Below are 22,573 nucleotides of genomic sequence, written 5' to 3' on the forward strand. Positions count from 1 at the left end.
CTTAACGCGCGACCCAACCAAGAGTCCGCTGCGCCAGCACGTCACGTGCCGGAATGAATAATTCCATCGCCATCAGCCCGAGGTTGCGGCCTGCAACCAGCGGCGCCCAGCGATTGGCAAAGAGATGGACTAAGCCGTCGGTGACGCCAATCGTCGCCTCTTTATCCACCTGGCGGCGCTTCTGGTAATGGCTGAGCACCGGGTATGCGCCACAGTCTTTTTGCTCACCCCATGCCTGAGCAAGGGTTTCCGCCAGGCTCATGACATCACGCAGGCCAAGGTTGAACCCCTGCCCAGCGATGGGGTGCAGCGTCTGCGCGGCATTACCGACAAGCGCCAGACGATGGGAGATGGACTGAGACGCTGTCGTCAGGGAAAGCGGGTAGACCGCCCGCTGGCCAGCATGGGTAATACGCCCCAGCCGCCAGCCAAAGGCTTTTTGCAGCTCGGTACAAAAACGTTCATCGGACCAGGCTTTAACCTCTTCAGCCTTATCCTGCGGATGACACCAGACAAGCGAACAGCGCCCGTCCGACATCGGCAGCATCGCCAGCGGGCCATGCTGCGTAAAGCGTTCAAACGCCCTGCCGTGGTGTTCTGCTGCGGTAGAGACGTTCGCAATGACCGCAACCTGCCCGTAGGGCTGCTGACGCCACTCGACGCCACACTGCGTGCCGAGCGCCGAACGCGAGCCGTCCGCGGCGACCAGAAGCTGGCCTTCAAGCACGGTGCCGTTTTCCAGCGTCACGCTGACCGACGCCTCACTGCGGCTCACGCCGGCCACGCGCGCCGGACAATGCAGCGTGACGCCCGGCGCATCCTGGAGCAGACGGAACAGACGCAATCCGACGTCGTGGAGTTCAACAACCTGACCCAGCGCGTCAATGCGGTAATCCTGCGCGTCCAGCGTGACAAAGCCAGCATGGCCTCGATCGCTTACGTGAACGGTTTTAATTGCCGTCGCGCAATCGGCGATGGCCTGCCAGATGCCAATGCGGGACAGCTGCTGGCAGGTACCCTGCGCCAGGGCAATAGCGCGGGAATCAAAACCGGGATGATTCTTTGCCTGCGGCGCGATGGCTTCCACCAGGTGCACCGCAAGCTGCCCCTTCGTCAAATGCGAAATGGCCAGCGCCAGCGTGGCCCCGGTCATGCCGCCGCCAACGATAATCACGCTCATGCGCGTGCCGCTGCCATCAGCGCCTCGATATCGTCAGCGTTTTTCACGACGCTCGCGGTCAGGTTTTCGTTACCGGTTTCGGTAATGACGATGTCATCTTCAATACGAATGCCAATCCCGCGGTACTCCTCAGGCACGTCGGCATCCGGCGCGATATACAGGCCTGGCTCCACGGTTAACACCATGCCCGGCTCCAGCACGCGCGAACGGTCGGTGCCGTACGCGCCAACGTCATGCACATCCAGCCCCAGCCAGTGGCTCAGGCCGTGCATGAAATACGGTCGATGCGCATTATCAGCGATCAGGGTGTCGACCTCCCCTTTCAGGATCCCGAGCCTGACCAGGCCGGTAATCATGATGCGCACCACTTCGCCGGTCACTTCCTGCATGGAGGTACCGGGACGATACAGCCTGAGCGCCGTCTCAAGCGACTCGAGAACGATGTCGTAAATGGCGCGCTGTGCCGGTGAGAATTTACCGTTCACCGGGAAAGTACGGGTGATGTCTCCCGCGTAGCCCTGGTATTCGCAACCGGCGTCAATCAGGACCAGATCGCCGTCGCGCAGCGCGCTTTCGTTTTCGGTGTAGTGCAGAATGCAGCCGTTTTCTCCGCCGCCAACAATGGTGTTGTAGGAGGGATAACGCGCGCCGTGGCGGTTAAATTCGTGATGTATTTCGCCCTCCAGCTGGTATTCGAACATCCCGGGACGGCACTTTTCCATGGCGCGGGTGTGCGCCAGGGCGCTGATTTCGCCCGCTCGACGCATCAAATTCAGCTCTTCTTCAGACTTGAACAGGCGCATTTCATGCACCACCGGACGCCAGTCCGTCAGCGTGGCCGGCGCGGACAGGTTCTGCCGCGAGCCTTTGCGCAGCTTATCCAGCGCGGTGAAAACAATCTCATCGGCGTAGGCATATTCACCCTGCGCGTGATAGAGCACGTCGAGGCCGTTAAGCAGCTGATAGAGCTGCTGGTTGATTTCGCTAAACGCCAGCGCGCGGTCAACGCCCAGCTTCGTCGGTGCGGCCTCCTGGCCCAGGCGGCGGCCAAACCAGATTTCGGCCGTCAGATCGCGCACGCGGTTGAAAATCACGCTGTGGTTGTGGGTGTCATTGCTCTTAATCAGCACCAGCACCGCTTCCGGCTCGTTAAAGCCGGTGAAGTACCAGAAATCGCTGCTCTGGCGATAGGGGTATTCGCTGTCGGCGCTGCGCGTGACTTCGGGCGCAGCAAAAATCAGCGCGGCGCTGCCCGGCTGCATTGTTGCCAGCAGCGCCTGACGGCGGCGCGAATACTCTTGACTCGAGATAACCATGACACCCTCCTGTGCGTTATTTTTCTTAATGTAAGGTTGGCTTGCGGACTTCCGGCGCGGTCGGCTGAGAGCGCGTGAAGTTATCGTGGCACAGCAGTGCCGCCACGCGCACGTACTCGATAATCTCTTCAAGAGACATTTCCAGCTCTTCCTGGTCTTCGTCTTCATCGTAACCGAGCTGGGCGATGTTACGCAGGTCGTCGATCGCTTCACCCGCTTCGCCGGTCACTTTATCCAGTTTAGGCTGCGTCACGCCGAGCCCCAGCAGATAGTGGTTTACCCAGCCGGCCAGCGCATCGGCGCGATCGAACACGCTGACGTCGTCGCCTTCAGGCAGATAAAGCTGAAAAAGGAAGCCATCGTCTTCCAGCGAATCGCTGGTTGCGGCGTGCATTTTACGCAGCGCTTCCGCCAGCTCGTGACCAAACGCCAGCCCTTCATTCGTGAGGTCGTGGATCAGCGGCTGCCATGAGCTGTCGCTGTTTCCGCCGCACAGCATGCCACTGATCAGACCGTGCATTTCGGCAGGGGTTAAACCAACTCCCTGCTGGTTCAGTAACTGGTTTAAATCCTTGTAACCAGGCATTTCGTTCTGTATAGACATGAGCATTCGTCATCAAAGGGGGGAAGTTTCATGATATGCTACCACTTTGGACCCTGGTGATACCAGAAAAGGGCTTGTATCTTCACATCAGGGTAGCTATAGTGTCGCCCCTTCGCAGCCCCCGGGGCAATAAGCGAAGGCAGCGCAGTCAATCAGCAGGAAGGTGGCATGTCTGCACAACCCGTCGATCTCCAGATTTTTGGCCGTTCACTGCGAGTGAATTGTCCGCCTGAACAAAGGGATGCTTTGAATCAGGCAGCGGACGATTTGAATCAGCGGTTGCAAGATCTAAAAGAACGCACTAGAGTCACAAATACTGAGCAGCTGGTTTTCATCGCCGCGTTGAACATCAGCTATGAACTGGCTCAGGAAAAAGCAAAGACCCGCGACTACGCGGCAAGCATGGAGCAGCGCATTAAAATGCTCCAGCAGACCATAGAACAGGCATTGCTTGATCAAGGTCGCAATCCCGAAAGACCGGGACCAAAGTTTGAATAACACTTCTCAGTTGACTATGGTAGAGTAACTGTGAAGACAAAATTTCTCTGAGATGTTCGCAAGCGGGCCAGTCCCCTGAGCCGATATTTCATACCACAAGAATGTGGCGCTCCATGGTTGGTGAGCATGCTCGGTCCGTCCGAGAAGCCTTAAAACTATGACGACACATTCACCTTGAACCAAGGGTTCAAGGGTTACAGCCTGCGGCGGCATCTCGGAGATTCCCTCTCTTTTCTTCTACCGACTACCATGACCCAATTCCCTGAAGTTTCTGCTTCACGCCAGGACATCCGTCAGTTAATTCGTCAGCGCCGCCGTGCGTTAACCGCCGATCAGCAAGCGCATTTTGCCCAGCAGGCCGCCGCCCGTATGATGGCGTATCCCCCTGTAGTGATGGCGCACACCGTTGCGCTGTTTCTGTCATTTGATGGAGAGCTGGATACCCAACCGCTGATAGAGCAGCTCTGGCGCGCCGGGAAGAAGGTCTATCTGCCGGTGCTGCACCCGTTCAGCGAAGGTAATTTGCTGTTTCTGCACTATCACCCCCACAGCGAGCTGGTGGTGAATCGCCTGAAAATCACCGAGCCGAAACTCGACGTGCGCGACGTGCTCCCGCTGTCACAGCTGGATGTGCTGATCACGCCGCTGGTGGCGTTTGATGAACAGGGCCAGCGTTTAGGGATGGGCGGCGGTTTTTACGACCGGACGCTGCAAAACTGGCAGCAGTACGGGTTGCAGCCGGTGGGTTATGCGCATGATTGTCAGGGCGTAGAGGCGTTGCCGGTGGAGAAATGGGATGTGCCGTTGCCGGCGGTAGTGACGCCATCAAAGTTGTGGGAGTGGTGAATCAAACGTGCGGCGTGATGCCCTCACCCCAGCCCTCTCCCACAGGGAGAGGGTGAAAACATAAAAAACGGTAACTATCGTTACCGTTTTGCATTTATCTCGCACCATCAGTACAGCAGACGCGCGCGAATCGTCCCTTGAATCGCCTTCATGCTCTGCAGCGCTTTCTCAGCAACATCGTCATCCGCTTCGATATCAATGACCACGTAGCCCATCTGCGAGTTCGTTTGCAGATACTGCGCGGCAATGTTGACGCCCTGCTCTGCAAAGATCTGGTTGATGGCGGTCAGCACGCCAGGACGGTTCTCGTGGATGTGGAGCAGACGACGACCACCGTGCAGCGGCAGAGACACTTCCGGGAAGTTCACGGCAGAGAGCGTAGAACCGTTGTCGGAATATTTGCTCAGCTTACCCGCTACTTCCAGGCCGATATTCTCCTGCGCTTCCTGGGTAGAGCCGCCGATGTGCGGCGTCAGGATCACGTTGTCGAATTCGCACAGCGGAGAGGTAAACGGATCGCTGTTGGTCGCTGGCTCCGTCGGGAAGACGTCGATGGCCGCGCCCGCCAGGTGCTTACGCTTCAGCGCATCCGCCAGGGCCGGGATATCGACAACCGTACCGCGCGCGGCGTTGATCAGCAGTGAGCCCGGCTTCATCAGCGCCAGCTCTTCCGCGCCCATCATGTTCTTGGTGGACGCATTTTCCGGAACGTGCAGGCTCACCACATCGCTCATGTTCAGCAGGTCAGACAGGTGTTGAACCTGGGTCGCATTGCCCAGCGGCAGCTTGCTTTCGATATCGTAGAAAAACACGTGCATGCCCAGGGATTCCGCCAGAATACCGAGCTGCGTACCGATGTGGCCGTAGCCGATAATCCCCAGCTTTTTACCACGCGCTTCGAAAGAGCCAGACGCCAGCTTGTTCCACACGCCGCGGTGCGCCTTGGCGTTCGCTTCAGGAATGCCGCGCAGCAGCAGCAGCAGTTCGCCAATCACCAGCTCCGCCACGGAACGGGTGTTGGAGAACGGGGCGTTGAAGACGGGAATACCACGTTTGGCGGCAGCATTCAGGTCAACCTGGTTGGTACCGATACAGAAGCAGCCGATAGCCACCAGCTTTTCCGCCGCGGCAATAACCTCTTCAGTCAGGTGAGTACGGGATCGCAGGCCAATGAAGTGGGCATCACGGATGGACGCTTTCAGCTCTTCGGTATCGAGCGCGCCTTTGTGAAATTCGATGTTGGTGTAACCTGCCGCACGAAGGCTATCGATTGCTTTTTGATGCACGCCCTCGACCAGCAGGAATTTAATCTTGTCTTTCTCCAGTGATACCTTTGCCATTTACCCGACCCTGTTTTTGTCTGAACTGATGTTGTGCTGGATATGAATCCGCTGTAGCCAACATATCAAAAAAAACTATTGCAGCAATATGAACGTTTGCGTCGGCACTCTGAAGAAAAGTCATACAGAGCAAAATGTCAGAGGAAAATGCTATGGAAATTTACAAACGCGGCAGGATCGGCAAATGAGGCGTAAAAACGTGACACAAGTCACCGAATTTAGCTTTTCAAAAATTTTTTAGCGGGGGGAGGACTCCCCCCGTCAGATCATTTTACGATGGTTTTCACGCCGTCAGCGGTGCCGATCAGCGCCACATCCGCGCCACGGTTGGCGAATAGCCCTACGGTCACTACGCCTGGGATAGCGTTGATGGCATTTTCCAGCGCAATCGCGTCAAGAATTTCCAGACCGTGAACGTCGAGGATCACGTTACCGTTATCGGTGACTACGCCCTGACGGTATTCCGGACGACCGCCCAGCTTCACCAGCTGACGGGCAACCGCGCTACGCGCCATTGGGATCACTTCGACCGGCAGTGGGAAATTACCCAGAATGTCGACCTGCTTGGAGGCATCCGCGATGCAGATGAACTTGTCCGCAACGGAGGCGATGATCTTCTCGCGCGTCAGCGCCGCGCCGCCGCCTTTGATCATCTGCATGTGGCCGTTGATTTCATCCGCACCATCAACGTAAATCCCCAGACGATCCACTTCGTTGAGATCGAAAACGGTAATGCCGAGGCTTTTCAGCTTTTCCGTGGAAGCATCAGAGCTGGAAACCGCGCCCTCGATTTGCCCCTTCATCGTGCCCAGCGCATCGATAAAGTGTGCCGCGGTTGATCCCGTACCGACACCAACAATGGTACCCGGCTGCACGTACTGGAGAGCGGCCCATCCTACTGCTTTTTTCAGTTCATCCTGCGTCATGATCGTTTTGCCTGTGGTGTGAAAACTCAGGGCGCATTATAGAACACGTCGAATGGAATTCGTCTGCCACGAAGGGAAAATTGTGTCATAGTGCAGAATAAGCAAAATTAAGGAGCCAGCCAGAGCAATGAAACGTCCGGACTACAGAACACTACAGGCACTTGATGCAGTTATTCGTGAACGCGGTTTTGAGCGCGCGGCGCAAAAGCTTTGCATCACCCAGTCCGCCGTATCACAGCGTATCAAACAGCTTGAAAACATGTTCGGCCAGCCGCTGCTGGTGCGTACCGTGCCGCCACGTCCAACCGAGCAAGGGCAAAAGCTTCTCGCCCTGCTGCGCCAGGTTGAACTGCTGGAAGACGAGTGGCTGGGTGACGAACAAACGGGCTCTACGCCGCTGCTGCTCTCTCTGGCGGTCAACGCCGACAGCCTGGCAACCTGGCTGCTGCCGGCCCTTGCGCCGGTATTAGCGGACTCCCCTATCCGCCTGAATCTCCAGGTGGAAGATGAAACCCGTACCCAGGAACGCCTGCGTCGCGGTGAAGTGGTTGGGGCGGTCAGTATTCAGCCTCAGGCGCTGCCAAGCTGTCTTGTCGATCAGCTGGGCGCGCTGGACTACCTGTTTGTGGGTTCAAAAGCCTTTGCCGAGCGCTACTTCCCGAACGGCGTCACCCGCGCCGCGCTGCTGAAAGCCCCTGCCGTGGCGTTCGACCATCTGGACGATATGCATCAGGCGTTCCTGCAGCAAAACTTCGATCTGCCGCCGGGCAGCGTGCCGTGCCATATCGTCAACTCGTCTGAAGCCTTTGTGCAGCTTGCGCGTCAGGGCACCACCTGCTGCATGATCCCGCATCTGCAGATTGAGAAAGAGTTGAAAAGCGGTGAGCTGATTGACCTCACGCCGGGGCTATATCAGCGCCGGATGCTCTACTGGCACCGGTTTGCGCCAGAAAGCCGCATGATGCGCAACGTCACCGACGCGCTGCTGGCCTACGGGCACAAGGTGTTGAGACAGGATTAATCGATTGAATTCCCTCTCCCTGCGGGAGAGGGTTAGGGTGAGGGCAAATTACTGCGCCTTAGCCGCCTCAGTTTGCTGAGTTTGAGTTGGCTCCAGCTGGAACACCACATCCACCTGATCGTCAAACTGGATGGTTGGCTGCTCGTAAGTTTCCTGAGCAGACACCGGGGCTGCATCAGCCTTCATCATCCGCACCATCGGGCTTGGCTGGTAGTTAGAGACGTGGTAACGCACGCTGTAAACCGGGCCGAGCTTGCTCTTAAAGCCAGAAGCCAGCTGTTCCGCCTGGTGAATGGCATCATCAATCGCCGCTTTACGCGCTTCGTCTTTGTATTTCTCCGGTTGCGCAACGCCCAGCGACACGGAACGAATTTCGTTCAGACCCGCCTTCAGCGCGCCATCCAGCAGCGAGTTAAGCTTATCCAGCTGACGCACGGTCACTTCGACGGTACGCACGGCACGGTAGCCTTTCAGGATGCTTTTACCATTCTGGTAGTCGTAATCGGGTTGAGTACGCAGGTTCGCGGAGTTGATATCTTTTTTACCGACACCGTTCTGCTCGAGGAAAGAGAGGTATTGCGCAACACGATCGTCAGCCTGCTTCTTGGCAGATGCCGCATCTTTCGCAGATACATTGACTTCAATTGCCAGCGTTGCGACATCGGGTACCGCGTCCACGCTTGCGGTGCCTGAAGTGACGATGTGCGGGCCATCCGGCAGTTCACTTGCCTGCACCGACACCGCACCAAAACTTACTAATGCCGCCAGGGCCATCACCTTAAACTTCACTGTTATTCCTCCATGTTGCGAAGAGTGCCCATTAACAGGGCGCATGCCAGCAAGCTTAGCGGGTCTTGTTCAGTTGTCCATAAGACAAGGATTAGTTGAACAATTCCTGAACGTGGTGAATCCCCTCTTTTGCCAGCTGAAAAGCAATAAACCACATCACCAGCCCCACCAGCGTATTAATGATGCGCTGGGCTTTGGCCGTACGCAGACGAGGAGCCAGCCATGCGGCCAGAATGGCGAGACCAAAGAACCAGAGGAAAGAGGCGCTGACCGTTCCCAGCGCAAACCAGCGTTTCGGCTCAACGTCCAGCTGCCCGCCCAGGCTGCCCAGCACCACGAAGGTGTCCAGATAAACATGCGGATTAAGCCAGGTGACCGCCAGCATGGTGACGATAATCTTCCAGCGGCCCTGCTTCATGACTTCCGCGCTCGCCAGTTCGAGGTTGCTGCTCATCGCCGTTTTCAGGGCACCAAAACCGTACCAGAGCAAAAACGCCACGCCGCCCCAGGTGACCAGCGCCAGCAGCCAGGGAGACTGCATGAGCAATGCGCTGCCGCCAAAAATTCCGGCACAGATCAGCAGTAAATCGCTTACCGCGCACAGCAGGGCAATCATCAGATGATACTGGCGGCGAATGCCCTGGTTCATCACAAACGCATTTTGCGGGCCAAGGGGAAGGATCATGGCCGCACCTAAGGCAAGCCCTTGAAAGTAATAAGATAACATGACGAAATTCTCACAGTGTTGTTCTGGAAGGAGACTATACTGCGCGAATTACATTAGAGGAAATTGATAATATTAATTGGGGATTAGCAGCGCTTATGAAAATAAAGCCCGGTGGCGCTAGCGCTTACCGGGCCTGCAAGAAGTTATTCGGCTTCTTTGACTTTTTTGACGTTTACGTCCATCTGAGGGTACGGGAAGCTGATGCCGTTGGCATCGAAGTCGCGCTTAATGCGCTCAAGCACGTCCCAGTACACGTTTTGCAGATCGCTGCTTTTGCTCCAGATACGCACCACGAAGTTAATGGAGGAAGCGCCCAGCTCGTTCAGGCGAACCGTCTGCTCTTTGTCTTTCAGAATGCGATCGTCTGAAGCAATGATGTTGCTAATCAGCGACTTCACCTGATCGATGTCGGAGTCGTACGCCACGCTGATAATCAGCTCGTTACGACGCACAGGTTCACGGGAGAAGTTAATGATGTTGCCCGCGATGATTTTCCCGTTCGGCACGACCACGATGCGGCCATCGACGGTACGCATGGTCGTTGAGAAAATCTGCACCTGCAGCACGGTTCCGGCAATGCCGCCAAGGTCAACGTATTCGCCGGAGCGGAACGGACGGAAGGTGACCAGCAGAACGCCAGCCGCCAGGTTTGACAGCGAACCCTGCAGCGCCAGACCAATAGCCAGACCGGCGGCACCGAGAACGGCAATGACGGAAGCGGTCTGCACGCCCACACGGCCCAGCGCCGCAATCAGCGTAAAGGCGATAATGCCGTAGCGCACCAGCGCGGAGAGGAAGTCAGCCACCGTGGCGTCAATGTTACGGGCCAGCATTACGCGGTTAACCGTGTTCGATACAATGCGCGCCACGATCATCCCGACGATGATGATGGCAATCGCCGCGACGATATTGACGGCATAGCTCAGCAACAGCGCCTGGTTGCGCACCAGCCAGTTACCGGCGTTATTGATGCTGTCTACAACATCGAGTTGTTCCATTTATTCTTCCTTTTGTTAAACCAAAACACAAAATCCATCCCCCATGGAGACAGGCAGGTCCGTAAAGGGTAAACAAAAAGCGCCGGGTTTGCCAAACAGATCACAAAAACCGGCCTGGCAGAGTATTGAAAAAGCATAAAAAAAGGCCCGCATTTGCGGGCCTTCTGATGCTGTTAGCAGCTCAAATTACAGAACGTCTACCGCGTTCAGTTCTTTGAATGCCTGCTCCAGACGAGTAATCATTGAAGTCTGGGCAGCGCGCAGCCATACGCGTGGATCGTAGTATTTCTTGTTCGGCTGGTCTTCGCCTTTCGGGTTGCCCAGCTGACCCTGCAGGTAAGCTTCGTTGGTTTTGTAGTACTGCAGGATACCGTCCCATGTTGCCCACTGGGTGTCGGTATCGATGTTCATTTTCACTACGCCGTAGCTTACGGAGTCTTTGATTTCCTGAGCAGAAGAACCGGAACCTCCGTGGAAGACGAAGTTCAGGCTGTTGTGCGGCAGGTTGTGTTTCTTGGAAACATATTCCTGAGAATCACGCAGGATGGTCGGGGTCAGAACCACGTTACCTGGTTTGTAAACGCCGTGTACGTTACCGAAGGACGCTGCGATGGTGAAGCGTGGGCTGATTTTGCTCAGCTCGGTGTAAGCGTAATCAACGTCTTCTGGCTGGGTGTACAGTGCAGAAGCGTCCATGTGGCTGTTGTCCACGCCGTCTTCTTCACCACCGGTGCAACCCAGTTCGATTTCCAGAGTCATGTCCATTTTGGCCATGCGCGCCAGGTATTTGGAGCAGATTTCGATGTTTTCGTGCAGTGACTCTTCAGACAGGTCGATCATGTGAGAAGAGAACAGTGGCTTACCGGTAGCCGCGAAGTGTTTTTCACCCGCGTCCAGCAGACCGTCGATCCACGGCAGCAGTTTCTTCGCGCAGTGGTCAGTGTGCAGGATAACTGGAACACCGTAGTGCTCAGCCATCTGGTGTACGTGGTGCGCACCAGAGATAGCGCCCAGGATTGCAGCACCCTGAGGAATGTCAGTTTTCACGCCTTTACCTGCGATGAACGCAGCGCCGCCGTTAGAGAACTGAACGATAACTGGCGCTTTAACTTTAGCAGCAGTTTCCAGTACGGCGTTGATGGAGTCGGTACCCACGCAGTTAACTGCTGGCAGAGCGAAGTTGTTTTCTTTAGCTACCTGGAACACTTTCTGTACGTCATCACCAGTGATAACGCCAGGTTTTACGAAATCAAAAATTTTAGACATGTTGCTTAGTCCTGTATCTTCGGCCGTTAGAAAAGGTGCGAGCTCTTAAAAGCGCGCTGAAAATTGGGCAGGTTTCCCTGCCCTTGAATGGCTTACTTCTTAGCGCGCTCTTCGAGCATTGCTACTGCTGGCAGTACTTTGCCTTCCACGAATTCGAGGAATGCGCCGCCACCAGTGGAGATGTAGGAGATCTTGTCAGCGATACCGAACAGGTCGATTGCCGCCAGGGTGTCACCACCGCCTGCGATAGAAAACGCTTCGCTGTCTGCGATAGCGTTAGCAACGATTTCAGTACCTTTGCGGAAGTTCGGGAATTCGAACACGCCAACAGGACCGTTCCACAGGATAGTTTTTGCGTTTTTGAGGATTTCAGCCAGTTTCTGTGCAGAAACGTCGCCCAGGTCCAGAATCTGCTCTTCATCTTTGATGTCGTTAACAGATTTCAGGGTCGCGGTTGCGGTTTCGGAGAACTCGGTCGCTACGCGAACGTCAGTTGGAACCGGGATATCGCAGGTGCTCAGCAGGCGTTTGGCTTCGTCAACCAGGTCTGCTTCGTACAGGGATTTGCCCACGTTGTGGCCCTGAGCGGCAACGAAGGTGTTCGCGATACCACCGCCAACGATCAGCTGGTCAGCGATTTTAGACAGGGAATCCAGAACGGTCAGTTTGGTAGAAACTTTAGAACCACCAACGATAGCCACCATTGGACGAGCAGGTTCTTTCAGTGCTTTACCCAGCGCTTCCAGTTCGTCAGCCAGCAGAGGACCGGCACACGCTACGTCTGCGAATTTACCGATACCGTGGGTTGACGCCTGAGCACGGTGAGCCGTACCGAATGCATCCATCACGAACACGTCGCACAGTGCAGCGTATTTTTTGGACAGAGTTTCGTCGTCTTTCTTTTCGCCTTTGTTAAAGCGAACGTTTTCCAGAACAACCAGTTCACCGGCTGCAACTTCAACGCCGTCCAGGTAATCTTTCACCAGGCGAACCGGGTTGGACAGTTTGTCTTTCAGGTAATTAACCACTGGCAGCAGAGAGAACTCTTCGTTGTACTCGCCTTCAGTTGGACGACCCAGGTGGGAGGTGACCATCACTTTCGCGCCCTGCTTCAGAGCCAGTTCGATGGTTGGCAGAGATGCACGGATACGCGCGTCGCTGGTCACTTTGCCATCTTTAACCGGTACGTTCAGATCGGCACGGATGAAAACGCGTTTACCAGCCAGATCCAGATCGGTCATCTTAATTACAGACATGGTGAATCCTCTCGTTGATTCTTAAAGTTTTGCAGACGCACAATGCGTCTTACCTGAAACCTTGAGCGGCCATTGCTAACGTGGTGTCGAGCATTCGGTTAGCAAAGCCCCATTCGTTATCACACCAGACCAGCGTCTTGATAAGGTGTGCGCCACTGACTCTCGTTTGCGTGCCATCGACGATGGCGCTGTGCGGGTCGTGGTTAAAATCTACTGAGACCAACGGTAATTCCGTATAGTCAACTATACCATGAAATGCCCCCTGTGCCGCTTTTTGCAGCAACAGGTTGACTTCACAGGCTTTTACCGGTTTTTTCACCGTCACGCTAAGGTCGATTGCGGTGACGTTAATCGTCGGAACACGCACGGCAATCGCTTCAAATCGGTCATTAAACTGCGGAAAAATTCGGGTGATCCCTGCAGCCAGTTTCGTGTCCACCGGAATGATTGACTGGCTCGCTGCGCGAGTGCGTCGTAAGTCCGGATGGTAGGCGTCGATAACCTGCTGATCGTGCATGGCGGAGTGAATCGTGGTCACGGTGCCGGATTCAATGCCATACGCATCGTCTAACAGTTTGATGACCGGAATAATGCAGTTAGTGGTACAGGAGGCGTTGGAAACAATGCGGTGTTCGGCCTGCAGCTCATGCTGGTTGACGCCAAACACGACGGTTGCGTCGAGGTCGTTACTGCCGGGATGAGAAAACAGGACTTTTTTCGCGCCTGCTGCCAGATGCGCTTCGCCATGTTCGCGGTTGCCGTACACGCCGGTACAGTCAAGCACCACATCCACACCCAGTTCACGCCAGGGTAGCCCGGAGATACTGTTCTCATGCAGCACACGAATAGCGTCGTCGCCCACAAACAGTTGTTCTCTTTCCTGGCGTACGTCCCAGGCAAAGCGTCCGTGGCTGGTGTCATATTTCAACAAATGCGCCATGCCCGTAGCATCCGCCAGTTCATTGATTGCCACCACGGTTATTTCCGCCCGACGTCCGGATTCATATAAAGCACGAACCACGTTACGTCCGATGCGACCGAAGCCATTAATCGCTACGCGTACGGTCATAGATCTCCTGCAAAGCAATCCCTGAGTTTGAGGTGGCTGAAAGAGTAATCCAGCTACGCCCGAAGGGGAATCCTTGCTGTCACAAACTGCGATTGATTGGTCAATTGTCGAACATTTAATCGACTGAAACGCTTCAGCAAGAATAAGCGAATCGGGGAATAAAAGGAATGTCTGTCCAGATGAATAAGCGCGCTATATGACTTGCGTCACATTTTAGGTGGAATAATGCCGGCAAGGTAAAAGCAAAACGGTAACCGAGAGGTTACCGTTTTTTAGTGTATGCACCCTCTCCCCGTGGGAGAGGGTTGGGGTAAGGGCATCAGCCCGCACCGTACAAACGATTACAGCAGTTCTTTAGCTTTCGCGACAACGTTCTCAACGGTGAAGCCGAACTCTTCGAACAGCAGCTCTGCCGGAGCAGATTCACCGAAGGTGGTCATACCGACGATAGCGCCGTTCAGGCCCACGTATTTGAACCAGTAGTCTGCGATGCCTGCTTCCACTGCCACGCGAGCGGAAACCGCTTTAGGCAGGACGGATTCGCGGTAAGCAGCATCCTGTTTGTCGAACGCATCGGTAGACGGCATGGAGACCACGCGCGCTTTCACGCCTTCGGCAGTCAGTTTTTCCCACGCTGCAACCGCCAGTTCAACTTCCGAACCGGTGGCGATGAAGATCAGCTCTGGCTGGCCCGCGCAATCTTTCAGCACGTAACCACCGCGAGCGATGTTTGCCAGCTGCTCAGGCGTACGCTCCTGCTGTGCCAGGTTCTGACGGGAGAGGATCAGCGCGGTTGGACCGTCCTGACGCTCAACGCCGTATTTCCACGCCACCGCGGATTCCACCTGGTCACATGGACGCCATGTGCTCATGTTCGGGGTCACGCGCAGGGAAGCCACCTGCTCTACCGGCTGGTGAGTTGGACCATCTTCGCCCAGACCGATGGAGTCGTGGGTGTAGACCATCACCTGACGCTGTTTCATCAGCGCGGCCATACGCACGGCGTTACGTGCATATTCGACAAACATCAGGAAGGTAGAGGTGTACGGCAGGAAACCACCGTGCAGGGAGATACCGTTGGCAATCGCAGTCATACCGAATTCACGTACACCGTAATGGATGTAGTTACCGGCAGTATCTTCGTTGATTGGCTTAGAACCAGACCACAGAGTCAGGTTAGATGGCGCCAGGTCAGCGGAGCCACCCAGGAATTCTGGAAGCCAAGGGCCGAACGCTTCAATCGCATTCTGAGACGCTTTACGGCTCGCGATTTTAGACGGGTTCGCCTGCAGCTTAGCGATGAATTCGTTCGCTTTCGCGTCGAAGTCAGACGGCATTTCACCTTTCATACGACGGGTGAATTCAGCCGCTTCCTGCGGGAACGCTTTCGCATAGGCAGCGAATTTCTCGTTCCAGGCCGCTTCTTTCGCCTGGCCTACTTCTTTTGCATCCCACTGAGCGTAGATTTCAGATGGGATTTCGAATGCAGGGTGTTTCCAGCCCAGCGCTTCGCGGGTCAGTGCGATTTCCGCATCACCCAGAGGCGCGCCGTGGGAGTCGTGAGTACCCGCTTTGTTCGGGGAGCCGAAGCCGATGATGGTTTTGCACATCAGCAGGGACGGTTTGTCCGTCACCGCGCGCGCTTCTTCTACTGCACGTTTAATCGAGTCAGCATCGTGACCATCAACGCCACGCACTACGTGCCAGCCGTAGGCTTCGAAACGTGCTGCGGTGTCGTCGGTGAACCAGCCTTCAACGTGACCGTCGATGGAGATACCGTTGTCGTCATAGAACGCAACCAGTTTGCCCAGCTTCAGGGTACCTGCCAGGGAGCACACTTCGTGAGAAATGCCTTCCATCATGCAGCCGTCGCCCATGAACGCGTAGGTGAAGTGGTCTACGATGTCGTGACCAGGACGGTTGAACTGCGCCGCCAGCGTCTTCTCGGCAATCGCCATACCCACAGCGTTAGCAATACCCTGACCCAGCGGACCGGTGGTGGTTTCTACGCCAGCGGTGTAACCCACTTCCGGGTGACCTGGAGTTTTAGAGTGCAGCTGACGGAAGTTTTTCAGCTCTTCGATAGGCAGATCGTAGCCGGTGAGGTGCAGCAGGCTATAGATCAGCATAGAGCCGTGGCCGTTGGACAGCACGAAGCGGTCGCGGTCAGCCCATGACGGGTTCTGCGGGTTGTGGTTCAGGAAATCACGCCACAGGACTTCGGCGATATCAGCCATACCCATAGGAGCCCCTGGGTGGCCGGATTTGGCTTTCTGTACTGCGTCCATGCTCAGCGCACGAATAGCATTAGCAAGCTCTTTACGTGAGGACATTTTAACTCCAGATCGGACTGTTAAAGGCCATGCCCTTGACGACAGCGCGTTTTGGGCTACGCCGGAAAAAAGTGCCAACAATGTAACCCAAGCCGCAAGTCATGTACATGGAGCATTCTTTTGCTTGTTAAGAAATCTCTGGATCATGCTCGCATGTTGCGCAATCTGCTCGCCCGGCCCTGTAGATATTCCTTATACTTAGCCCGACACCGGCTTCGCTGACGGTGCCCTTTTCGGATTTTATTCAGTTTAACGAGTACGGAAGCAACCTCATGAAAATGCGTGCAATAGTGCTGACCCTGGGTACAACGCTCCTGCTGAGCGGCTGTCAGAATATGGATTCTAACGGTCTGATGACGTCAGGCGCAGAGGCCTTTCAGGCCTATTCCCTGAGCGATGCGCAGGTGAAAGCGCTGAGCGACCAGGCCTGTAAAGATATGGACGGAAAAGCCACGCTTGCGCCGGCTAACAGTACCTACACGCAGCGTCTGAATAAGATTGCTTCCGCGCTGGGCGACAACATCAACGGCCAGCCGGTGAACTACAAGGTGTACATGGCGAAAGATGTCAACGCCTTCGCGATGGCGAACGGCTGTATCCGTGTCTACAGCGGGCTGATGGACATGATGACCGACAACGAAGTGGAAGCGGTCATCGGCCACGAAATGGGCCACGTTGCCCTGGGCCACGTGAAGAAAGGGATGCAGGTTGCCCTGGGCACCAACGCCATCCGCGCAGCGGCGGCCTCGGCGGGCGGTATCGTTGGTAGCCTGTCGCAGTCACAGCTTGGCGACGTGGGTGAAAAGCTGGTTAACTCTCAGTTCTCACAGCGTCAGGAGTCCGAGGCGGATGACTACTCCTACGATCTGTTGCGCAAACGCGGCATTAATCCATCAGGCTTAGCCACCAGCTTCGAAAAACTGGCCAAGCTGGAAGCCGGACGCCAAAGCTCCATGTTTGACGATCACCCGGCCTCAGAAGAACGCGCACAGCATATTCGCGACCGTATGGCCACAGACGGAATTAAATAATTTCAGAAGGAGGCAATTTTGCCTCCTTTTTATTTCGCATAAATTGTTAACTTAACAGCACATATCGATAACACCCCTGAAAGCGGCGCCAAATCTGCCTTATCACCTTGAAATGTCTGGTCACATAATTATTGCAAAGGTCACTTTTTCCGGTAATTATCACCCCCGCAGTTATTCAAATTACTATATCCAGACAGAGACGTTCCCTCCGTGAAAAAAGAATTATCATTAATTGCTTTAAGCTTATTTGCTGCATTACCTGCCACTGCAAGCCAGCAATCCAACAGCCAGGGTTTTATTGACGACAGCCATCTGGATCTGTTTTTACGCAATGCGTATATCAGCCGCGACTACCATCAGGGCAAGCAGGACAAAGCCGAGTGGGGTCAGGGGATCATCGCCACGTTTGCATCCGGCTATACCGAAGGGCTGGTGGGCTTTGGCGTGGACGGTATTGCTCAATACGGCGTGCGCCTGGACGGCAGCCGTGGCAAAAGCGGCGCAGGCGGCATCGACTTCTTTAAACAGGAAGACGACGGCCGGGCAAAATCCGATCTGGCAAAGTTTGGCGCAACCGCCAAAATGCGCATCTCGAATACCGTACTGAGCTACGGAAATCAGCGCCCTGAGCTGCCCATCGTGAATGCCGACAGCTCCCGCCTGCTGTTTGAAAGCTACACCGGCACCATGCTGACCTCGAAAGAGATCGACGGTCTGGAAATCAACGCCGGTTACTTCACCGACGAGCAGCGTAAAAGCGATGACCGCCACGACAGCGGGCTGAAGAGCCTCTCCTTCGGCGGTGCGAGCTATCAGTTTAACGACCAGTTCAGCGGCGCGCTGTACGCCTCTCATAATGAAGAGGTGATGAACAAGCAGTACCTAGGCATGAACTTCAAACAGCCGTTCAGCACCGGGCAGCAGCTGGTGCTCGACTTCAACGGCTATAACTCCCGTCTGGATCAGGGTTACGCGGACAGCCTCGACACGGGCCGCAGCAACACCATCTGGAGCCTGGCGGCGAGCTACATCTGGGATATTCACACGTTCAAAGTGGCGTACCAGCAGAGCAGCGGCAGCACCGGCTACAACTACGGCGGCTATCGCGACAAGGGCGGCGTGGGTGACGGCGGAAACACCATCTGGCTGGCGAACTCCTACTGGTCTGATTTTAATGGCGAAGACGAACGTTCCTGGCAGGCATCCTACGGTCTGGACTTTGGCGGTCTTGGCTTACCGGGCCTGAGCTGGACCACTGCCTACGTACGTGGGGATAATATTAAAACCTCTGAAACCAGCAACGGCAAAGAGCACGAGTGGTTTAACCAGATCCAGTACCAGGTGCAGGATGGTCCGGCGAAGGATCTGAAGCTTAAACTGCGCTACTCCGTACTGCGCGTCTCCGGCAACGCCAGCGAGTACAACGTGGGCGGGGACGAGATCCGGGCTTATGTGGAATACCCGTTTAACGTGTTCTGAAGGCAATAAAAAACCTCTCAAGAGAGAGGTTTTTTTTCACGCAAGGCGAGGCTTATTCGCCTTTTTTGGCTGCCTGAATATAGAGCATTTCCAGCGCCAGAGTCGCTGCGGCCAGCGCGGTGATCTCGGACTGGTCATACGCAGGCGCCACTTCCACCACGTCCATCCCGACAATGTTCAGATCCTTCAGGCCGCGCACCAGCTTGATGGCACGATCTGAGGTCAAACCGCCGATGACCGGCGTACCGGTACCCGGTGCAAATGCCGGATCCAGACAGTCGATGTCGAAGGTCAGATACACGGGCATATCACCCACGATCTGCTTCACCTGCGCGATGATGTCGTCCACGCCGCGATCGTTAACCTGGCCCGCATCCAGCACGGTGAAACCGTTGTCTTTGTCGAACTCGGTGCGAATACCGATCTGCACGGAGTGGTTCGGATCGATCAGACCTTCGTTCGGCGCGGTGAAGAACATGGTGCCGTGGTCAAACTCGCAGCCGTTCGCGTAGGTGTCGGTATGTGCATCGAAGTGCACCAGCGCCATTTTACCGAAGTGCTTCGCATGGGCGCGCAGCAGCGGCAGGGTCACGAAGTGGTCGCCGCCGAAGGAGAGCATGCGCTTACCGGCAGCCAGCAGCTTCTCGGCGTGCGCCTGCAGCTTCTCGCTCATCTCACGCGCGTCGCCGAAGGCGTACACCAGGTCACCGCAGTCCACCACGTTCAGGCGCTCGCGCATGTCGAAGTTCCACGGGAAGCGGTTATGCTCCCAGGCCAGGTTAGTGGAAACCTGACGAATCGCAGCCGGGCCGTGACGACCACCCGCGCGGCCAGATGTTGCCATATCGAACGGCACGCCGGTGATCACCCAGTCAGCGTCGCTGTCGTACGGCTGGAAGTTCATCGGAAGGCGTAAAAAACCAAACGCGTTAGATACCAGAGAGTTATCGTACTGATGACCTAAAGTGCTCATGTCCTGACCTCTTTTAAAGTCGATACATTAAAAACAGATGAAAAAAAATCCCCTCCGCGTCGTTAAACCCGACGAGGAAGGGATTGATTCGTAAATCGCTTATTGGGGCGAATTATCGCCGGTAATGCATACGGGTTCAAGTGAGTATAGGGCATTGTGCGGTCTGATGCCCTCACCCCGCCCTCTCCCTGTGGGAGAGGGCGTTTTCCTACTCGTCTTCCAGGTAGGTGTACCCGTACAGGCCCGCTTCAAACTCTTCCAGGAACTGCTGCTGGAGCGCATCGTCCAGACCGGTGTTTTTCACCTGGTCGCGGAACTGAGTGAGCAGTTTTTTCGGATCCAACTGAACGTATTCCAGCATGTCCGCCACGGTGTCCCCTTCATCGGACAGCTCAATTTCCACATTGCCGTCAGGGAACACGAACACGTCCACCGCTTCGGTATCACCGAACAGGTTGTGCATGTTGCCGAGGATCTCCTGATACGCGCCGACCATAAAGAAGCCCAGCATCGGCGGGTTCTCCGGGTCGTATTCCGGCATTGGCATCGTCGTTGCGATACCGTCGCCGTCAACGTAGTGGTCGATGGCACCGTCGGAGTCACAGGTGATGTCCAGCAGCACCGCACGGCGTTCCGGCGCGTGGTTCAGCCCTTCCAGCGGCAGAACCGGGAACAGCTGGTCGATACCCCAGGCATCCGGCATCGACTGGAACAGCGAGAAGTTAACGTAAATCTTATCCGCCATACGCTCCTGCAGCTCGTCGATAATCGGACGGTGCGCGCGGTTGCTCGGGTCGAGCTGTTTCTGCACTTCATGGCACATGTTCAGATAGAGTTGCTCCGCCCACGCGCGCTCCTGCAGGCTGAAGGTGCCTGAAGAATAACCCACGTGAATGTCATGCAGATCCATCTGGCTGTCGTGCAGCCATTCGCGCAGGGAACGACGCGTGCCCGGCTCGTGCATTTCCTGCCAGGTTTCCCACATGCTTTGCAGGGAACGCGGAGCATCGTCTGCCGGAGGCGTCGCTTCGCTGATTTCGCTACGCTCAACGCCGATGATGTTAGAGACCAGCACCGTATGGTGCGCGGTCACCGCGCGACCTGATTCGGTGATCACCGTCGGGTGCGGCAGGCCGTTCTCTTCACAGGCATCACCGATCGCCCAGATGATATTGTTCGCGTATTCGTTCAGGCCGTAGTTCACCGAGCAGTCAGACTGCGAGCGGGTCCCTTCGTAGTCCACGCCGAGGCCACCGCCCACGTCGAAGCACTGAATATTCACGCCGAGCTTGTGCAGCTCAACGTAGAAACGCGCTGACTCACGCACGCCGGTGGCGATGTCGCGAATATTGGCCATCTGCGAGCCGAGGTGGAAGTGCAGCAGCTGAATGCTGTCCAGACGACCGCGCTCGCGCAGGATTTCCACCAGCTGCAGCACCTGGTTTGCCGCCAGGCCGAACTTGGATTTCTCGCCGCCGGAGGACTGCCATTTACCGGAACCTTGTGACGCCAGACGCGCACGCACGCCAAGGCGCGGCACCACGTTCAGACGTTCGGCCTCTTCCAGCACGATGGCGATTTCGGTCATCTTTTCGATAACCAGATAGACCTTGTGGCCCATCTTCTCGCCAATCAGCGCCAGACGAATGTATTCACGGTCTTTATAGCCGTTACAGACGATCACTGAACGGGTCATGCCCGCATGGGCCAGAACCGCCATCAGCTCCGCTTTGGAGCCTGCTTCCAGGCCCAGCGGCTCGCCGGAGTGGATCAGGGATTCAATCACGCGGCGGTGCTGGTTCACCTTGATCGGGTAAACCAGGAAATAGTCGCCTTTATAGCCGTAGGACTCACGCGCGCGCTTGAACGCGGCGTTAATAGAACGCAGGCGATGTTGCAGGATCTGCGGGAAGCAGAACAGTGCAGGCAAACGCTGGCCCTGAGCCTCACGGGCTTTCACCAGTTTCGCGAGATCCACGCGCGCTTCAGGGACGTCCGGATCCGGGCAGACGCTGATGTGGCCCAGTTCGTTGACGTCGTAGTAGTTATTGCCCCACCAGGCAATATTGTAAGTGCGCAGCATCTTGCTGGCTTCCTCGGAGCTCATCGCAACCTCCTGCATAGAACGTAGTACACCCTGTTCGCCCGCTGACGAAGGCGAAAAAGAAGACATGTCGTCAGACATAGCGAACCTCAACTCTTTGTAATAAGTGTAAAACAGTTGACTACTATCGCAGCGTTATACGGCGATAACAACCCATAAACGGCTCCGTTTCCCAGCAGAGTATGCTGAAAACCAGACCGTGCGACCGGTTTCTTATTCATATCATTGTAAAACACGTATCCGAACTCTGTATGACAAGGTTCGGCGAAACCACGAGAAAACTCTTGTATTAACAAGAGCGCCCTTGTTCAGTTTTCACAAAGCGTGACCGGCCCTGGAATCCTGAGAAGCGCCGAGATGGGTATAACATCGGCAGGTTTGCAGACTAGAAATGCGGGTTGCGGGAATCAAATACGCGCCAGAACGGCTGCGCTGAATGTGCGGAAAACGATGGTTCATTATCTCGTATCACCTCCACGGCCGCCTCTGTTGAAACGGACCACAAGCCAAAGCTAAAAGTTCACTGCTTAACCCGGCTGGAAGTGGCGACACGATGAGTTCATCGAGCGCTTATTTTATATGAGCCGCGCGCCGCGTTTTATACCGAGAAGGGGGCTAAAAAGCAAAACAAAAATGCGCGAGCTGCCAGCAGCGTCAGGAAAAATTTCCAGCCGCCATTTCAACGCAGTGAGAGATGAATCAAAAAAAACTGGAAATCGGGCGAAGAAGTGACCTAAAATAGCCGTCCAGATGTTAATCCATCTATACTGATTAACACTCATACTGCCAGTGTCAAAAACCTGCAGGCCTTGGTAGA

Annotated in this window: 21 protein-coding genes and 1 other RNA gene; 6 read left to right on the forward strand and 16 right to left on the reverse strand. The window is 55.6% G+C overall.

Translation table 11 applies throughout. From position 1 onward, the window contains the following. Position 1: 1 nt before the first annotated feature. The 3 genes from ubiH to EnteroDNA1_RS10125 are packed head-to-tail and all read right to left on the reverse strand — an operon-like array spanning position 2 to position 3,100. On the reverse strand, positions 2 to 1,180 hold the full coding sequence (gene ubiH, locus EnteroDNA1_RS10115) for a 2-octaprenyl-6-methoxyphenyl hydroxylase (protein WP_069303279.1): 1,179 nt from the start codon (positions 1,178 to 1,180) through the stop codon (positions 2 to 4). Continuing rightward, positions 1,177 to 2,490 carry a Xaa-Pro aminopeptidase gene (pepP, locus tag EnteroDNA1_RS10120; RefSeq protein WP_134211486.1) on the reverse strand — a complete coding sequence of 438 codons (1,314 nt, stop codon included), beginning with the start codon at positions 2,488 to 2,490 and terminating at the stop codon, positions 1,177 to 1,179. The genes ubiH and pepP overlap by 4 nt, the downstream gene beginning before the upstream one ends. A 31-nt stretch (positions 2,491 to 2,521) precedes the next feature. Then, positions 2,522 to 3,100 carry a YecA/YgfB family protein gene (locus tag EnteroDNA1_RS10125; RefSeq protein ID WP_029739212.1) on the reverse strand — a complete coding sequence of 193 codons (579 nt, stop codon included), beginning with the start codon at positions 3,098 to 3,100 and terminating at the stop codon, positions 2,522 to 2,524. A gap of 168 nt (positions 3,101 to 3,268) precedes the next feature. Here EnteroDNA1_RS10125 and zapA point away from each other — a divergent pair, with 168 nt between their 5' ends. The 3 genes from zapA (at position 3,269) to EnteroDNA1_RS10140 (ending at position 4,444) form a co-directional block, all read left to right on the forward strand. Beyond that, positions 3,269 to 3,598, forward strand: coding sequence for a cell division protein ZapA (gene zapA, locus EnteroDNA1_RS10130; protein ID WP_020883720.1), 330 nt, complete (start codon positions 3,269 to 3,271; stop codon positions 3,596 to 3,598). Positions 3,599 to 3,639: 41 nt separating this feature from the next. Continuing rightward, positions 3,640 to 3,823, forward strand: a non-coding RNA gene (ssrS, locus tag EnteroDNA1_RS10135) — 6S RNA. 24 nt (positions 3,824 to 3,847) lie between these two features. Further along, positions 3,848 to 4,444, forward strand: a complete 597-nt coding sequence (locus EnteroDNA1_RS10140; protein WP_032660084.1) for a 5-formyltetrahydrofolate cyclo-ligase — start codon at positions 3,848 to 3,850, stop codon at positions 4,442 to 4,444. A 107-nt stretch (positions 4,445 to 4,551) separates the two neighbouring features. Here EnteroDNA1_RS10140 and serA read toward each other — a convergent pair whose 3' ends face one another. Both serA and rpiA read right to left on the reverse strand, forming a co-directional pair. Beyond that, on the reverse strand, positions 4,552 to 5,784 hold the full coding sequence (gene serA / locus EnteroDNA1_RS10145) for a phosphoglycerate dehydrogenase (RefSeq protein ID WP_023333318.1): 1,233 nt from the start codon (positions 5,782 to 5,784) through the stop codon (positions 4,552 to 4,554). Between the two features lie 266 nt (positions 5,785 to 6,050). Then, positions 6,051 to 6,710, reverse strand: coding sequence for a ribose-5-phosphate isomerase RpiA (gene rpiA / locus EnteroDNA1_RS10150; RefSeq protein WP_014885151.1), 660 nt, complete (start codon positions 6,708 to 6,710; stop codon positions 6,051 to 6,053). A gap of 127 nt (positions 6,711 to 6,837) precedes the next feature. On the opposite strand from rpiA, the gene argP reads away from it, so the two are divergent. Beyond that, entirely contained in the window at positions 6,838 to 7,731 is an 894-nt protein-coding gene (gene argP, locus EnteroDNA1_RS10155; RefSeq protein WP_008499727.1) for a DNA-binding transcriptional regulator ArgP, read from the forward strand. Positions 7,732 to 7,779: 48 nt separating this feature from the next. Here argP and EnteroDNA1_RS10160 read toward each other — a convergent pair whose 3' ends face one another. The 7 genes from EnteroDNA1_RS10160 to tkt form a co-directional block, all read right to left on the reverse strand. Continuing rightward, positions 7,780 to 8,520, reverse strand: a complete 741-nt coding sequence (locus EnteroDNA1_RS10160; RefSeq protein ID WP_023309114.1) for an oxidative stress defense protein — start codon at positions 8,518 to 8,520, stop codon at positions 7,780 to 7,782. A gap of 91 nt (positions 8,521 to 8,611) precedes the next feature. Continuing rightward, positions 8,612 to 9,247, reverse strand: a complete 636-nt coding sequence (argO, locus tag EnteroDNA1_RS10165; RefSeq protein ID WP_021242063.1) for an arginine exporter ArgO — start codon at positions 9,245 to 9,247, stop codon at positions 8,612 to 8,614. A gap of 143 nt (positions 9,248 to 9,390) precedes the next feature. Then, entirely contained in the window at positions 9,391 to 10,245 is an 855-nt protein-coding gene (mscS, locus tag EnteroDNA1_RS10170) for a small-conductance mechanosensitive channel MscS (protein WP_033146600.1), read from the reverse strand. Between the two features lie 186 nt (positions 10,246 to 10,431). Beyond that, positions 10,432 to 11,511 (reverse strand): class II fructose-bisphosphate aldolase, encoded by a 1,080-nt coding sequence (fbaA, locus tag EnteroDNA1_RS10175; protein WP_032660076.1) that lies wholly within the window; start codon positions 11,509 to 11,511, stop codon positions 10,432 to 10,434. Positions 11,512 to 11,603: 92 nt separating this feature from the next. Further along, positions 11,604 to 12,767 (reverse strand): phosphoglycerate kinase, encoded by a 1,164-nt coding sequence (pgk, locus tag EnteroDNA1_RS10180; protein WP_023333323.1) that lies wholly within the window; start codon positions 12,765 to 12,767, stop codon positions 11,604 to 11,606. 49 nt (positions 12,768 to 12,816) lie between these two features. Further along, positions 12,817 to 13,836: an erythrose-4-phosphate dehydrogenase gene (epd, locus tag EnteroDNA1_RS10185; protein ID WP_039262970.1), complete on the reverse strand. Its 1,020-nt coding sequence runs from the start codon at positions 13,834 to 13,836 to the stop codon at positions 12,817 to 12,819. A gap of 341 nt (positions 13,837 to 14,177) precedes the next feature. Further along, complete coding sequence (gene tkt / locus EnteroDNA1_RS10190) at positions 14,178 to 16,169, reverse strand: transketolase (protein ID WP_033146601.1); 1,992 nt, start codon at positions 16,167 to 16,169, stop codon at positions 14,178 to 14,180. Positions 16,170 to 16,441: 272 nt separating this feature from the next. Between tkt and EnteroDNA1_RS10195 the strand changes: the two genes are divergently transcribed. Together EnteroDNA1_RS10195 and EnteroDNA1_RS10200 are read left to right on the forward strand one after the other, a co-directional pair. Then, complete coding sequence (locus tag EnteroDNA1_RS10195; protein WP_069303281.1) at positions 16,442 to 17,200, forward strand: M48 family metallopeptidase; 759 nt, start codon at positions 16,442 to 16,444, stop codon at positions 17,198 to 17,200. 210 nt (positions 17,201 to 17,410) lie between these two features. Beyond that, positions 17,411 to 18,679 carry an OprD family porin gene (locus EnteroDNA1_RS10200; RefSeq protein WP_069303282.1) on the forward strand — a complete coding sequence of 423 codons (1,269 nt, stop codon included), beginning with the start codon at positions 17,411 to 17,413 and terminating at the stop codon, positions 18,677 to 18,679. A 52-nt stretch (positions 18,680 to 18,731) separates the two neighbouring features. Here the strand turns inward: EnteroDNA1_RS10200 and speB are convergent, their stop codons facing one another. The 4 genes from speB to EnteroDNA1_RS22700 all read right to left on the reverse strand — a co-directional run bounded on the left by speB (position 18,732) and on the right by EnteroDNA1_RS22700 (position 22,215). Further along, on the reverse strand, positions 18,732 to 19,652 hold the full coding sequence (gene speB / locus EnteroDNA1_RS10205) for an agmatinase (RefSeq protein WP_014071686.1): 921 nt from the start codon (positions 19,650 to 19,652) through the stop codon (positions 18,732 to 18,734). A 208-nt stretch (positions 19,653 to 19,860) separates the two neighbouring features. Next, entirely contained in the window at positions 19,861 to 21,837 is a 1,977-nt protein-coding gene (gene speA / locus EnteroDNA1_RS10210) for a biosynthetic arginine decarboxylase (RefSeq protein ID WP_023309121.1), read from the reverse strand. An 8-nt stretch (positions 21,838 to 21,845) separates the two neighbouring features. Then, on the reverse strand, positions 21,846 to 21,977 hold the full coding sequence (yqgB, locus tag EnteroDNA1_RS22645) for an acid stress response protein YqgB (protein WP_127341063.1): 132 nt from the start codon (positions 21,975 to 21,977) through the stop codon (positions 21,846 to 21,848). A gap of 94 nt (positions 21,978 to 22,071) precedes the next feature. After that, a complete protein-coding gene (locus EnteroDNA1_RS22700) occupies positions 22,072 to 22,215 on the reverse strand; it encodes a hypothetical protein (protein WP_419095317.1) in 144 nt (47 codons plus the stop codon). Positions 22,216 to 22,573 lie beyond the last annotated feature (358 nt).

The sequence above is a fragment of the Enterobacter sp. HK169 genome, assembly GCF_001719105.1.
Taxonomy (GTDB): Bacteria; Pseudomonadota; Gammaproteobacteria; order Enterobacterales; family Enterobacteriaceae; genus Enterobacter; species Enterobacter asburiae_B.